Annotated in this window: 12 protein-coding genes; 6 read left to right on the forward strand and 6 right to left on the reverse strand. The window is 65.5% G+C overall.

What is annotated here, in order from left to right:
- Window positions 1-26 precede the first annotated feature (26 nt).
- Complete coding sequence (locus AC5RVB_RS08615) at window positions 27-1,355, reverse strand: geranylgeranyl reductase family protein (protein ID WP_227928683.1); 1,329 nt, start codon at window positions 1,353-1,355, stop codon at window positions 27-29.
- Between the two features lie 8 nt (window positions 1,356-1,363).
- Entirely contained in the window at window positions 1,364-2,062 is a 699-nt protein-coding gene (locus AC5RVB_RS08620) for a demethylmenaquinone methyltransferase (protein ID WP_227902406.1), read from the reverse strand.
- Window positions 2,063-2,182: 120 nt separating this feature from the next.
- On the opposite strand from AC5RVB_RS08620, the gene AC5RVB_RS08625 reads away from it, so the two are divergent.
- From AC5RVB_RS08625 to AC5RVB_RS08645, 5 genes are all read left to right on the forward strand, one after another.
- Window positions 2,183-3,532, forward strand: a complete 1,350-nt coding sequence (locus AC5RVB_RS08625; protein WP_227902407.1) for an isochorismate synthase — start codon at window positions 2,183-2,185, stop codon at window positions 3,530-3,532.
- Between the two features lie 186 nt (window positions 3,533-3,718).
- Window positions 3,719-4,501, forward strand: a complete 783-nt coding sequence (locus AC5RVB_RS08630; protein ID WP_494142485.1) for a transporter substrate-binding domain-containing protein — start codon at window positions 3,719-3,721, stop codon at window positions 4,499-4,501.
- A gap of 154 nt (window positions 4,502-4,655) precedes the next feature.
- A complete protein-coding gene (locus AC5RVB_RS08635; protein ID WP_494142486.1) occupies window positions 4,656-5,444 on the forward strand; it encodes a transporter substrate-binding domain-containing protein in 789 nt (262 codons plus the stop codon).
- Between the two features lie 72 nt (window positions 5,445-5,516).
- Entirely contained in the window at window positions 5,517-6,302 is a 786-nt protein-coding gene (locus AC5RVB_RS08640) for an amino acid ABC transporter permease (protein WP_227928667.1), read from the forward strand.
- A 5-nt stretch (window positions 6,303-6,307) separates the two neighbouring features.
- Window positions 6,308-7,057, forward strand: coding sequence for an amino acid ABC transporter ATP-binding protein (locus AC5RVB_RS08645; RefSeq protein WP_227902411.1), 750 nt, complete (start codon window positions 6,308-6,310; stop codon window positions 7,055-7,057).
- Between the two features lie 64 nt (window positions 7,058-7,121).
- Here the strand turns inward: AC5RVB_RS08645 and menD are convergent, their stop codons facing one another.
- The 3 genes from menD to AC5RVB_RS08660 all read right to left on the reverse strand — a co-directional run bounded on the left by menD (window position 7,122) and on the right by AC5RVB_RS08660 (window position 11,811).
- Window positions 7,122-8,792, reverse strand: a complete 1,671-nt coding sequence (gene menD, locus AC5RVB_RS08650; protein ID WP_494142487.1) for a 2-succinyl-5-enolpyruvyl-6-hydroxy-3-cyclohexene-1-carboxylic-acid synthase — start codon at window positions 8,790-8,792, stop codon at window positions 7,122-7,124.
- Between the two features lie 64 nt (window positions 8,793-8,856).
- Window positions 8,857-10,437, reverse strand: coding sequence for a nucleobase:cation symporter-2 family protein (locus AC5RVB_RS08655; protein ID WP_494142488.1), 1,581 nt, complete (start codon window positions 10,435-10,437; stop codon window positions 8,857-8,859).
- A 36-nt stretch (window positions 10,438-10,473) separates the two neighbouring features.
- A complete protein-coding gene (locus AC5RVB_RS08660) occupies window positions 10,474-11,811 on the reverse strand; it encodes an amidohydrolase family protein (RefSeq protein ID WP_494142489.1) in 1,338 nt (445 codons plus the stop codon).
- 262 nt (window positions 11,812-12,073) lie between these two features.
- Between AC5RVB_RS08660 and AC5RVB_RS08665 the strand changes: the two genes are divergently transcribed.
- Window positions 12,074-12,520 carry an ACT domain-containing protein gene (locus AC5RVB_RS08665; RefSeq protein ID WP_227928661.1) on the forward strand — a complete coding sequence of 149 codons (447 nt, stop codon included), beginning with the start codon at window positions 12,074-12,076 and terminating at the stop codon, window positions 12,518-12,520.
- Between the two features lie 155 nt (window positions 12,521-12,675).
- Here AC5RVB_RS08665 and AC5RVB_RS08670 read toward each other — a convergent pair whose 3' ends face one another.
- Window positions 12,676-13,701: an o-succinylbenzoate synthase gene (locus tag AC5RVB_RS08670; RefSeq protein ID WP_494142490.1), complete on the reverse strand. Its 1,026-nt coding sequence runs from the start codon at window positions 13,699-13,701 to the stop codon at window positions 12,676-12,678.
- Window positions 13,702-13,707: the final 6 nt, after the last annotated feature.

Below are 13,707 nucleotides of genomic sequence, written 5' to 3' on the forward strand. Positions count from 1 at the left end.
GAACGGGTGGGCAAACGGCATCGTCGTCATGCGTGCGGCGGGGATTTCCGGGAGCTTACCGGTGTCCCCTGGTTGCTTGCCGCCGGGACCAGCATTTCCAGTAAGGCAATCACTCTATCCTCAATACCCTTGGAGTTCCGGTCCGTCAGGTTGGCCAGCATGCGCACAACAAACCGCATCAGCACGGGAATGGGCATTCCGGTGCGCAGTGCCAGCTTCATTACGGCCGGGCGTCCGATCATGGCGGCGAAAATGCGGCCCAGGGTGAAGTGGCTGCCCCACTCCCCGCGCACCTGCTCCGCGTAGGCCTGCAGCTCGACGTCGAACGCTGCCTGCGCGGAGAGCAGCCCCGGCCTGAGCGCGGCGCCGGCACCTTCAATGATGTGTTCGGCGGCGAACCGTGCCGATTCCATGGCGTAGGAGATTCCCTCGCCATTGAAGGGGCTGACCATGCCTCCGGCATCACCAAGCAGCAGCAGGCCGGGTGAATAGTGCGGGGTGCGGTTGAAGCCCATCGGCAGCGCTGCACCGCGGATTTCGCCTACCTGGTTTTCGGGAGTGAAGCCCCATTCGGCGGGCATGCCCGCGGTCCAGTCGCGCAGCACCTTCCGGTAGTCCAGCTTGCCGAATTCCTTGGAGGAGTTCAGGATGCCCAGGCCCACGTTGGAGGTGCCGTCCCCCACGCCGAAGACCCAGCCGTAACCGGGCAGCGGGTTTCCGGACGCGTCGGGAAGCTCGAGCCAGCCTTCCATCCACTCATCGTTGGTGCGGGGGCTTTCGAAATACGTGCGGACGGCCACGCCCATGGGGCGGTCGTCGCGCTTTTCAATGCCGAGGCTCAGAGCGGTGCGGGTGGAGTTGCCGTCCGCAGCGAGCACGACGTCGGCCAGGAACGTCCGCTGGTCACCGGTCCGGCGCCCGTTTTCGTCCAGGATGTTGGCGACGACGCCTTCCACCCGGCCGTCGGCAGCCCGGAGTGCGGAGACCACGGTGTGGCGCTCGAGGATCTTTGCTCCGGCGGCCTGGGCATGGCGGGCCAGCGCTTCATCGAAGCCCAGCCGGGTGCGGATCAAGCCGTAGTCGGGGAAGTCCGAAAGCACGGGCCAGGGCAGTTCCAGTGTCCGGCCGCCGGCAATCAGGCGCAGCCCCTTGTTCCGGCGCCAGCCCTCGGATTCATCGTGCGGCAGGCCCAGCAGCTGGACCTCACGCACGGCCCGGGGTGTGAGCCCGTCGCCGCAGACCTTTTCGCGGGGGAAAGCGGTTTTCTCCAGGACGGTGACATCCACGCCCGCCGAGGCGAGGTAGTAGGCGGCAGTGGAACCCGCGGGACCGGCTCCGACAATGAGGACCTTCACGCTGCCGGTTACCTCCCGGGCTTTACGGCGCGGTGAACGGCAACAATGCCGCCGGTCAGGTTCCGGTAGGCCACATCGGACCATCCGGTCTCGGCAATCCAGGCTGCGAGGCTGTCCTGGTTCGGCCAGGCACGGATGGATTCGGCCAGGTAGACATATGCGTCAGGGTTGGACGCCACCTTGCGGGCGATGGGGGGAAGGGCGCGCATCAGGTACTCGGTGTACATGGTTCGCCACACCGGAATCACCGGCGAGGAGAACTCGGCAATGACCAGCCGTCCGCCGGGCTTGGTCACCCGGAGCATCTCGGCCAGCGCCTTCTTCGGCTCGTTGACGTTGCGCAGGCCAAAGGAAATGGTGGAGGCATCGAAGGAGTTGTCGGCGAACGGCAGGTTCGTGGCGTCACCGGCAACAAAATCGATGTCCGGCCGGCGGCGTTTGCCCACCTTAAGCATTCCGAGGGAGAAGTCGCACGCCACGACGTCGATGCCCGCGTCGGCATAGGGCTCACTGGAGGTACCCGTACCGGCGGCCAGGTCCAGGACCCGCTGTCCGGGAACGGCCCCTACGGCGTCCACCACGATGCGGCGCCAACGGCGTGTCTGCCCCAGGGACAGCACGTCATTAACGACGTCGTATTTAGGTGCCACGTCATCAAACATGGCAGCAACTTCATCCGGGCGTTTTTCCAACGATGCGCGGTTCACCCAGTCATTGTCTCAAACAATGCAGTTGCGGCCGAACCGGCCCCCGTCCTGTCGTGTTGCTCTCAGGTTGAGGCGTGTGGTGGCGGGCCCGTGCCGGGGGCGGAGTAGTGTGGAATCACTATGACCACCCTGCGTTCTGTAACAGTGCCGGTCGGTGAGCGATCCGCCACCATCGGCCTCTTGGAGTATCTGGTTCTTGATGAACAACTGTGCTGGATCCGGCGGCAGGAGGGATTGGTGGGCTTCGGCGAAGCAGCCCGCTTCACCTCCAGCGGTCCGGAGCGTTTCGCCCTCGCACAGCAGTGGTGGCGTGCCGCCCTGGCCGGAGCCGACGTCGAGAATCCCCTCACCCAGCCCGGCACCGGACTGGTTGCCTTCGGTTCCTTTGCCTTCTCCAAGCGGTCGCCCTTTGAATCCCGCCTGGTGATTCCGGAGATTGTGGTGGGCCTGCGCGACGGCGAGGCATGGGTGACCTATACAACCTCCGATCCCGAGGCAGAGGTCACGGCCGAAACAGCCGTGGACACCCTCGCCCGCTATCTGGATGATCTGCCGCTGTACCGCCAGAGCGACCCCGCGGACCGGATCCTGCCCGGGATGCTCAGTGAATCGGAATGGAAGAATGCGGTGGCACGCTCGGTGGCCCACATTGCCGCCGGGGACCTGAGCAAGATTGTGCTGGCCCGGGACATCGCCGTGGAACTCGGCAGTCCGCTGGTCGCTTCCCAGGTGCTGCGCGAGCTGGCCGTCCGGTACCGCGACTGCTGGACCTACTCCGTTGACGGCCTGATTGGTTCCACACCCGAGATGCTGATCCGGGTGGAAAGCGGCACGGCCGAAGCGCGCGTCCTGGCCGGCACCCTGGACCGCGCCACGGCACCGGACGACGAGCCCGACTACGCCAAGCGGGTGCTCGCCGGGTCCGCGAAACAGCAGCATGAGCACCAGATCGCCATCGATTCGCTGACCCGTGCCCTGGAACCGTTCACCTCCTCCATGACCTCGCATTCGGAGCCCTTTGTCCTGGAACTGCCCAACGTCTGGCATCTGGCCTCCGATGTCAGAGCTGAGCTTGCGGCGGATGAAACCGGAGCGGTCCCCACGCCGCTGACCCTCATCGAGGCGCTTCATCCCACTGCCGCTGTCTGCGGCTTCCCGACCAGCGTGGCAGGCGAACTTATCAGTGAGCTTGAACACATGGACCGCGGCCCTTATGCCGGTCCGGTGGGCTGGATGGATGGCGCCGGAAACGGGGAATGGGGCATTGCCCTGCGCGGCGCAGTGGTTGAAACCCCTACTGAAGTGCGGCTTTATGCAGGCTGCGGGATCGTCGCCGGATCCAATCCTGCCGCGGAACTAGAGGAAACCTGGAGCAAATTCCGGCCCATGCTGGAGGCCCTGGGATTGGACCGGCCCCGCGCGGTTCCGCGCCGCCCGTCGGAGTTTGCCTCTGCGCCCGCCGCGTCCTGACCAGCCGGTCACCGGCGCCGCCGGATGTCACTGCATAGCCGTTTGGTCCTTTGCATAAATTTACATTAGGTAGAATAGAAACTCGGAAGCGGGTTGGGGCCCGTTTCTATTAGCTGCCGCCTGGAGACGGATTGGTTTCCGCCTGCGGCCGAACCCTTTCCTACCGACCTAAGGTTCTGAATCGCCATGCTCCATAAAGCCCGCACCGCCGTTGTCGCCGCCCTGGCCGCCGGCGCGCTGTCCCTGACCGCCTGCGGCGGGGGAACCGATGCCGATGAATCCGGTCTGGCACTGGTCAATGACGGCACCCTCACCGTCTGCTCCAACATCCCCTTTGAACCGTTTGAATACGAAGTGGACGGCGAATTCACCGGCTTCGACGTTGAACTCACCCGCGAAATCGCCACAGGGATGGGACTTGACCACGAAATGCAGAACGTCGGCTTTGACGGCCTGCAGAGCGGCACCGTACTGGCAGCACGCCAGTGCGACATGATTGCCGCGGCCATGACCGTGACGGATGAACGTGCCGAAAAGCTCGCCTTCTCCGACCCGTACTACGATTCCCTGCAGTCCATCCTGGCCCCCGCCGGTTCCTCCATCGCCTCCCTGGCCGACCTGGACGGCAAGAAGATTGGTGTCCAGCAGGGCACCACCGGTGAGAGCTACGCCCGGGACAACGCCCCTGAGGGTGCAGAGATCATGTCCTTCCAGACCGACGCGGAACTCTTCCAGTCCCTGCAGGCCGGCGGCATCGACGCCGTGCTGCAGGACCTGCCGGTCAACCAGGACCACACCGAGGACGGCAAGTACGCCGTCACCGCCACCTTCGAAACCGGCGAGGTATACGCCTTCGCCATGAAGAAGGACAGCAGCACCGAACTGGCCGCCAAGGTGAACGAACAGCTTGCCAGCCTGCGGGAGAACGGTAAGTACCAGGAGCTCTACGACAAGTACTTCACGGAGTAGCACCCGCACCGAGGGCAGGCACCTTTGCGGCGGGCAGCGGACATGTTACCGAAATATGCGGTGCGTACGCTCTAGACTGCATCCCAATACCAGTAAAGGGTGAGCCGGGTCACAACGACCCGGCTCACACCGTCCGACGTAAGGTTGTAAAACAATGCCGCACAAAGCCCGTACCGCCGCCTTTGCCTTCCTGGCCATCGGCGCACTTTCGCTGACCGCTTGCGGCGGCGACGATTCCGCCGCCTCTGACGATGCAGGCTCAGAATTCAATCTGGTCTCCGAAGGGACCCTGACGGTCTGCTCCGACATCCCGTACGTGCCGTTCGAGTACGAAGAGAACGGTGAATACACCGGCTTCGACATGGACATCGTCAAGGAGATTGCCTCGGGGCTAGGCCTGGAACTTGCGGTCCAGGATGCCGGCTTCGAGGGCATTGCCAGCGGCACGGTGCTGGCGGCAAACCAGTGCGACCTTTCGGCCAGTGCCATCACCATCACGGAGGAACGCCAGGAAGCCATGGGCTTCGCCGAGCCGTACTACGACTCCCTGCAGTCGCTGCTGGTCCCCGCTGATTCGGATATCAAGAGCATTGAGGACCTGGACGGCAAGAAGCTCGGCGTCCAGGGCAATACCACCGGCGAGACCTATGCCCGGGACAATGCCACCGGCGCGGAGATCTTCGCCTACCCGAGCGATGCCGAACTGTTCCCGGCCATCCAGTCCGGCAACGTTGACGCCGTGCTTCAGGACCTGCCGGTTAACATTGGACACACCGAAGACGGCGATTTCACGATCGCCGAGGAATACGAGACCGACGAGTCCTACGGCTTCGCCATGGACAAGGACAACACCGCACTCGTCTCCGCCGTCAACGAGCAGCTCACTGAGATGCGGGACAACGGCAAGTACCAGGAGATCTACGACAAGTACTTCACCGAATAACGCCTAGACAATCGAGTCGTCCCGGGCCGGGTGCCCGGGACGACCCCTTTTCTTCCCCCGGAAGGCCCCATTTTGAAACCCTCCACCCGCAGACGCCTCTTCCAAGGTGTCCTGTATGCCATCTTTGTCCTTGCCCTGGCAGCCGTTGCACTGCTTGCCGATTGGGAAGCCATCGGCGAGAACTTCTTCGACCCCGAGGTGGCCCGCGAGGCGTTCCCGACCATCATCACGGTGGCCGTCAAAAACACCATCATCTACACGGTGATCGCCTTTGCCGGCGGCCTGTTGCTCGGTTTGGTGCTGGCCCTGATGAAGCTCTCCCCGGTGGCACCGTACCGCTGGGCTGCCACGGCATACATTGAACTGTTCCGCGGGCTTCCGGCCCTGTTGGTGATTTTCGGTTTCGCCTTCGCCGTCCCCATTGCCTTCAACTGGCGTCCGCCGGGCGGCAGCGCCGGTGCCGGCCTGCTGGCCCTGATCATCGTGTCCGGCGCGTACATTGCCGAGACCATCCGTGCAGGCATCCAGGCGGTTCCCGCCGGCCAGGCCGAAGCGGCCCGTTCGCTGGGCATGAGCCCGATGTGGACCATGATCTCGGTAACCCTCCCCCAGGCCTTCCGGATCATCACTCCCCCGCTGACCAACGAGCTGGTGATCCTGATCAAGGACACCTCGCTGCTCTTCATCGCCGGCATGGCACTGCAGGACCGCGAACTGACCACGTTTGCCCGCGACTCCGTCTCCCAGACGGCCAACGCCACCCCGCTGGTCCTTGCCGCGCTGATGTACCTGATCATTACGCTGCCGCTGACCCAGCTGGTGGCCAAGCTTGAACGACACAACCAGAGAGGCAGGTAGCAGTCATGAGCGTCGAGAAGAACGCCGCCCCTGCCATCGAGGTCCGCAACCTTCACAAGTCCTTCGGCAGCAACGAAGTCCTCAAGGGCATCGACTTCCACGTTGACCAGGGCGAAGTGGTCTGCGTGATCGGGCCGTCCGGCTCGGGCAAATCCACCCTGCTGCGGTGCGTCAACCGACTGGAGGATCCCACCAGCGGAACCATCATGGTTGAAGGCGTGGACATTACTGACCCGGAGACGGATCTGGACAAGGTCCGCACCCGGATCGGCATGGTGTTCCAGCAGTTCAACCTGTTCCCGCACCTGAACGTGCTGCGGAACCTGACCCTGGCCCAGCGCCGGGCCAAGCGCCGCGGCAAGGCCGAAGCGGAGGAAACCGCCCGCCGGAACCTGGCCAAGGTGGGCCTGGCGGACCGCGCCGAGGCATTCCCCGCCCAGCTTTCCGGCGGCCAGCAGCAGCGCGTGGCCATTGCCCGTGCCCTGTCCATGGATCCGGACATGATGCTCTTTGACGAGCCCACCAGTGCCCTGGACCCCGAGTTGGTGGGCGATGTGCTCGAAGTAATGCGCCAGCTCGCCGAAGAGGGAATGACCATGATGGTGGTCACCCACGAAATGGGCTTTGCCCGCGAGGTGGGAGACCGCGTTGTCTTTATGGACGGCGGCGTTGTGGTGGAGCAGGGACGCCCCGAGGATGTCCTGGGCAACCCCCAGCATGAACGCACCCGTGCGTTCCTCTCCAAGGTCCTTTAGAGCAGCAGAGCTAAAAAGCGCGGTCCGCACCAGCAGGTGCGGACCCCGCTTTTTTGTTGCTTTGTTAACCCCGAAGTGAAGCGGCCACCGCGGCCTGCACCCGGGCGTGTAGGCCGCGAAGGGCATCCCGTGCCACGGGTACTTCCAGTACGGAACGGCCCTGCACCGGAGCTGCCAGGGCACTTTCCAGTTCGGCAGCCGAGCGGATGAGCTGGTGCCGCACCCCGTAACCCCGGCACAACGCGGCGAGGTCCGCGTTGTGCGGGGTACCGAAGAACCGTTCCACCAGTGCGGTGTATTTCGGGTCTTCGCCCAGGGCGCCGTGTTCCAGTACCGAGAAAATGCCGCCGCCGGAATCGTTCAGCACCACTATCTGCAGATCCGGTTCGGTTTCCCCCGGGCCCAGGAGCAGCGCGCCGACGTCGTGCAGGAACGTCAGGTCCCCCAACAGCAGCCGGGTCGGAATCCCGTTGGCGAGGGCGATGCCGGCAGCTGTGGAAATGGTCCCGTCAATGCCGGCGAGTCCGCGGTTGGCGTACACGTCCAACGGATGCCAGTCGGGGGAAGCCACCAGGTCCATATCGCGGATGACGTTGGAGGAGCCAAGCACCAGATTGGTGTCGGAGGCATCCCAGAGAAGGTCTGCCACCTGCAGTCCGGTCAGCTCCGTCTGTGTCTCCAGCAGGTTGGTGAGCGCGCTCTGCGCCGCCTCGGAGGCGGTCTGCCAGCGGTCCAGCCAGCCCGGGGCGCCTGTACCGGCAAAGGCCAGGAGTCCGGGGATGTCAGTGATGATGGTTTCGCTCCGACGCCCGGGGGTAAACCAGTTCACCGGCCGGGGAAGGTACAGTGCCTTCTCGACGTCGCTGCGTGCCAGCAGCGCCGCTACCGGACGGGAGAGCGTGGGCCGCCCGAAGACCACCACGCGTTCAATGTCCGGGCCCAGTTCCGGCAGCAGCAGCCGGTACGCGTTGACAGCGTTCGGGCCGAACCGGGCGTTTGAGGACGGCTCGGCCAGCAACGGCAGCCCGGTCCGTAGCGCGAAGAGAGCTGCCAGTTCCCCCGCCCCGTCACCGGCCACAACGACCGTACGGTGGGTACCGCGGGCGGGGGCGGCTTCAGCGGGGACCCGGTCCGCCGGCGAAGCTTCGGCGGGAAGGGCGGCCCGGGCATCCGGGGCATCGAGGAAGAGCGGATCGCCGGAATCGGGCGTGAGCGGATCGCGGAACTGCAGGTTCACGTGCACCGGGCCGATGGGAACACCGCTGCCCAGCTGGGCCAGGGCCGCGGAAATGACCCCTGCCGGATCCGTGCCCGCTTCGACGTCCACGGCGGCGGCGGGGAAGCCGGAAAATATGCCCGGCTGCACGGTGGTCTGGTTCGCCCCGGTGCCATGCAGCTCGGCGGGCCGGTCCGCGGAGAGGACCACCAGCGGAACTCCGGCATGGTGGGCTTCCATCACTGCCGGGAGCAGTTCTCCCACGGCCGTGCCCGACGTCGTCACTACGGCGGACGGCCGGCGTCCGCCGCGGGCCAGGCCCAGAGCGGTGAATCCGGCGACCCGTTCATCAATGCGCACGTGCACGCGGATCCGATCCTGCAGTTCTGCCTCCGCCAGTGCGTAGGCCAGCGGGGCGCTGCGGGAGCCGGGGGCAATCACGACGTCGCGTACTCCGGCCTCCGCAAGTGCGGCGACGGCGGAGCGGGCGGCCTGCAGGGAACTCAGGGATCCAGTCACCCTTCCATCCTAGGGGCCGGCGGACGCACCATCCGGTCCGCCGGCCCCATCCTGCCGCTGCGGGTCAGGCAGGCTCCCCTACGGACCGCGCCGGTTGCGCCACGGGTTGGGCAGGCCTGCCCAACGGCTGAGCGGGTCCACCCGCCGGTTGCGCCACGGGTTGGGCAGGCCTGCCCGACGGCTGAGCGGGTCCAGCCGGTTGCCCCACCGGCTGTACCGACGTACCCGCCGGCTGGAGCAGCTCTCCCACCGGCTGAACGGACGTCGGCGCAGGCATAGTCCCGGTGCTCAAAACAGGCCCCTCTGCCGGCGCCGTTCCGGTGTCCGGAGCGTCCCCGCCCCGCCCGGCCTTGTTCCTGCCCGCAACGTTGAAGATCAGGTTGAGCACAATGGCGGACAGGCAGGCCAGGACAATGCTGTTCTCCACAACTATCTGCAGTGACGCCGGGAAGCCGCTGAATATCCCCGGTTTGCTCACCGGGACCATGGCCAGGCCGATGCTGACGCTGACAATCAGGATGTTGCGGGAATCGTTCAGGTTCACCCGGCCCAGGATGCCGATACCCACTGCGGCCACGCCGCCGAAGAGCACCATCGCGGCACCGCCCAGCACCGGCATGGGAATGGCTGCCACAACCGCGGAAATCTGCGGGAAAAGCCCCATCAGAACCAGCAACACCCCGGCGGCGGTGATGGCCCACCGGCTCTTCACTCCGGAGAGCCGGATGAGGCCAACGTTCTGGGCGTAGGCGGTAAACGGGAAGGAGTTGAACACTCCGCCCAGCATCGTGGACAGGCCGTCCGCCCGCAGGGTGGCGGCAACGCGTTTTTCGTCCACCTTCTCCCCCGTAATGTCTCCGATGGCCAGCGCATCACTGGTGGTTTCCACCATGGTGATCAGCATAACGATGATCATCGCGAGGACGGCGGAGAAGTGGAAGGTCGGCAGGCCGAAGGCGAAGGGGGCGGGGAACTCGAAAACAGATGCGGTGCCGACGCCGGAGAAGTCCACCAGCCCGAATGGGATGGCAATCAAGGTTCCGAGGACCAGACCCACCAGCACGGCAATCCGCCCCAGGAAACCGGAGAAGATGCGTGACACGGCAAGGATGATGACCAGGGTGGAGACCGCCAGCAACAGGTTCGGACCTGAGATGGCAGTGACTGACTGGTCCCCTCCCACCATCCAGTTGGCAGCGATCGGGATCAGCGAAATGCCGATCGCGGCAATGGTGGTCCCGGTGACCACCGGTGGAAAGAGGAAGAGCACCCTGCTGAAGAACGGGGCGGCAATAAAAGTGAACAGACCGGCTGCAATCACCGAGCCGAAGATCGCCGGCAGCCCCCACTCCCCGCCGATCAGGATCATGGGTGCCACCGCGGTGAACGTGGTGCCCTGGACAATCGGCAGCCGGGCTCCGATGTTCCAGATGCCCACGGACTGCAGGATGGTCGCCACCCCGCTGGTCAGGGCGGTGACGGCCAGCAGGTAAATGACCTGTTCCTGCGGAAGCTGCAGGGCCACGGCAAGCACCAGCGGCGCCGCCGCGATACTCGCATACATGGCGAGCAGGTGCTGGGCCCCTGACAGTACCAGCTTGGCCGGCGGGAGCTTTTCATCGACTCCGGTTAGCGCTGCGGACATGTCCGTTCCTTTCACTGGATTGGTCTTCTTCATGGTTCAGGCCCCGCTCCGTGCCCGGAGTGCGAGGGCGCTTTCGCGGAAGCGGCGGCGGACCTCGGTTTCGTCCACGCCGGGAATCTGTTTGTCATCAAGCAGGACCTCCCCCGCCACGATGGTGAAGCGGACATCGTCTGCACGGCTGGCATACGCGAGTGTGGATTCCGGATCGTAAACGGGCATGGTGTGGGCGGTATCGAAGTCCACCACCACAATGTCCGCAGGATGCCCGGGCGCCAGCCGGCCAAGCTCGGGCCGGTGCATGGCCGCCGCCGATCCGGTGGTGGCAAGGTTGAGCAGCTGCCGGGTCGGCAGGAACAGCGGGTCCTGCGTGCGGTCCTTGTGGATGAGGCCGGCGAACTTCATTTCCTGGAACAGATCCATGGTGTTGTGGCTGGCCGGACCGTCCGTTGCCAGGCCCACAGTGATTCCCGCATCCGTGACCGCCCCCAGGTCCAGGGTGCCGGAGACCAGTTTCGCGTTGCTGACCGGACAGTGGGCAATCTTCACGCCGCGTTCGGCCATGATCCGCCGGTCGACGTCGTTCAGCCGGGTGCAGTGCGCGGCCGTGACGTCGGGGCCGAGGAAGCCCATGGACTCCAGCCACTGCACGCTGGTGGTGCCATAGGTGTCCTGCATATACCGCACTTCATTCATGCCCTCGGCCAGGTGGGTGTGGATGGAGACCCCGTGGTCGTCCGCCACTTTCCGGGTGAGTTTCCACATTTCCGCTCCCACCGAATAGGGGGCATGCGGAGACAGGGCCACCTGGATCCGGCCGTTGGCGCTCATGTGGTGCCGAGCGACCTTCTCGCCGAAGTTCTCCAAAGCCGTCCAGGACCATTCCGAGATGGGTTCGTAGATACCGCGGTCCGCAAACCCGTAGCCGAGGGTGGCGCGGAGCGGAATAACTTTCAGCGCCTCGACCTCCGGTTCCACGGCGTAGGCGTCAAAGTGCTCGTTGAAGCAGGTGATTCCGGAGCGGACCATTTCAATGAGGCCGCAGAGACTCGCCCAGTAAAGCGTTTCCGGGTCGAAGTTCTGCTTCAGCTTCCACATGGACTCCAGCCAGGACCACAGCTCGGCGTCTTCGTCCAGGCCGCGCAGGAGCATGTTGGAGGCATTGTGCGTGTGCGAATTGATGAAGCCTGGCATGATCGCTCCGCCGCGGGCATCTATGATCCGGCCGGCGCCGCTGACATCAACGGATCCCGCAGTGCCGATCCGGTCAATGACCCCGCCGCTGAAGGTGACGACGCCGTCCGGTATGGGGGCCTGGTTGTTCATCGGCAGGACATAGCCGTTTATTACTGCGACATCTTCTGGACCCAAAATCACGGATAGCGCCTTCCATCTCGATCAATCCGGCGTTCCGGACGCCGTTGGACAGAGATTCGCAGACACATGTTTCCGGTGCGTGTTGTTTTGTTTCGACTGTGTTCCCCGCCCCGGCGGGATCCGGCCGACGGCCGTCATGACGCTTCATCCGGCGGCTGTCCCGCCGCTTCATCCGTTGACGGAAGCTTCTGGCATGATGGCGGGGTGCGATGAGCGCGGCCCTGCTGCACGGGCCTTCCGCACGGACAAACCAGGACATGCCATGACCCTTTCAACCCCCGCACCCACCGTGGAGCTGCACGCCCTTGCCGGTGACTACGTGATCGCACGGCTTCCCGTGACAGCAGAGGTTCCTGCGGCATTTACGGCGCCGGGCACAGGGGCCGGATTCATATCGGTCACCCGCACCCCGCAGGAACTTTCGCTGGTCTGCCCTGCCGCGCTGGCCCCGGCCGACGCCGAGACCGACGGCCCCTGGACGGCCCTCTACGCAGCGGGTCCCATGCCTTTCGGCCTGACCGGTGTGGTCACGTCGCTGGTGGCGCCGCTGTCCGCCGCAGGCTGCCCGGTATTTGTGGTTTCCACCTTTGACGGAGACATCCTGCTGGTTCCGTCAACGGATTACGCCCGGGCCTGCGACCTGCTGCTCGCGGCAGGCCACATACTCCGCCGGAACCTGGAGGCCGGGACGTCCGGGGCGGCGGGGTAACTAACCGGTAACTAAGCCCGGGAACCGGGGCACCCGGGAACCGGGGCCACCGGGGTAACCGGGGCACCGGGGCACTGGGGCACCGGGGCACCCGGGTAACCGGGGCACTGGGGCACTGGGGCACCGGGGCACCGGGTAACCGGAAGTGACGGCGGTCAGGCCGGCCCGTCTGCCGGGCCGGCCTGTCCCGACACCAGCAGCGCACGGACCCGGTCCAGGCGGTCCAACCACCACCGGGTGCGTTCCGGTGACGCGGCGAAACGTTCCAGCAGGTCTCCGGAAACCGGAACATCCCGCACGGCCAGGGCCCCGCCGTCGGGCAGCAGCGGTTCATTGGTCACATCACCGGCCATCAGGGACAGGGTGCCCAGCCCGCACGCGTAGGGCAGTTCCGGCAGCGCGGCGGCCAGAGCGACGCCGGTGCGGATGCCCACGGAGGTGTCAATGGCCGAGCTCACCACTGCCGGCAGCCCGGCCTGCTTCACTATTTCCACTGCCCGGCGCACTCCGCCCAGCGGGGCGGCCTTGATGACAATCAGGTCCGCGGCGTCTTCCCGCGCAACCTTCAGCGGATCCGTTTCCTTGCGTACACTTTCATCCGCTGCGATCAGGACCGGTACACCGCGGCGGCGCAGCTCTGTGCGCACCGCGCGCAGCCCGTTTATGCCGGCCACCGGCTGTTCCGCGTACTCCAGGCCGGCCTCGGCCAGCCGGCTCAGCGTATCGACGGCGGTGGGAATGTCCCAGCCTGCGTTGGCATCCACGCGGATCCCGGCCCCGGGCAGTAACCTGCGCACTTCCGCCACCCGGGCGAGATCCTCCGCCGGGGACTGTCCGGCTTCGGCCACCTTCACCTTGACGGCGGACACTGACCCGAACCGGGCCAGCACTGCTTCGACCTGGCCCACATCCACCGCCGGGACGGTCCCGTTGACCGGAATGGAGGTTCTGCACGGCTCCGGGTACCCCTGCTGCGCGGCTTCGAGGGCGGATGCCAGCCAGGGAACAGCTTCGGCGTCCGCGTATTCCGGGAACGGGGAGAACTCGCCCCATCCGGCCGGTCCGTGCAGCAGCAGGGCCTCTCGGTTCAGGATGCCGCGGAATTTCACCCGCATGGGAATGGAAACCACACGGGCGCTTTCACGCAGGACGGAGGGCTCCGGATTTATCCAAGTCGACACCCTGCC

The sequence above is a fragment of the Arthrobacter sp. Y3225209 genome, assembly GCF_059090685.1.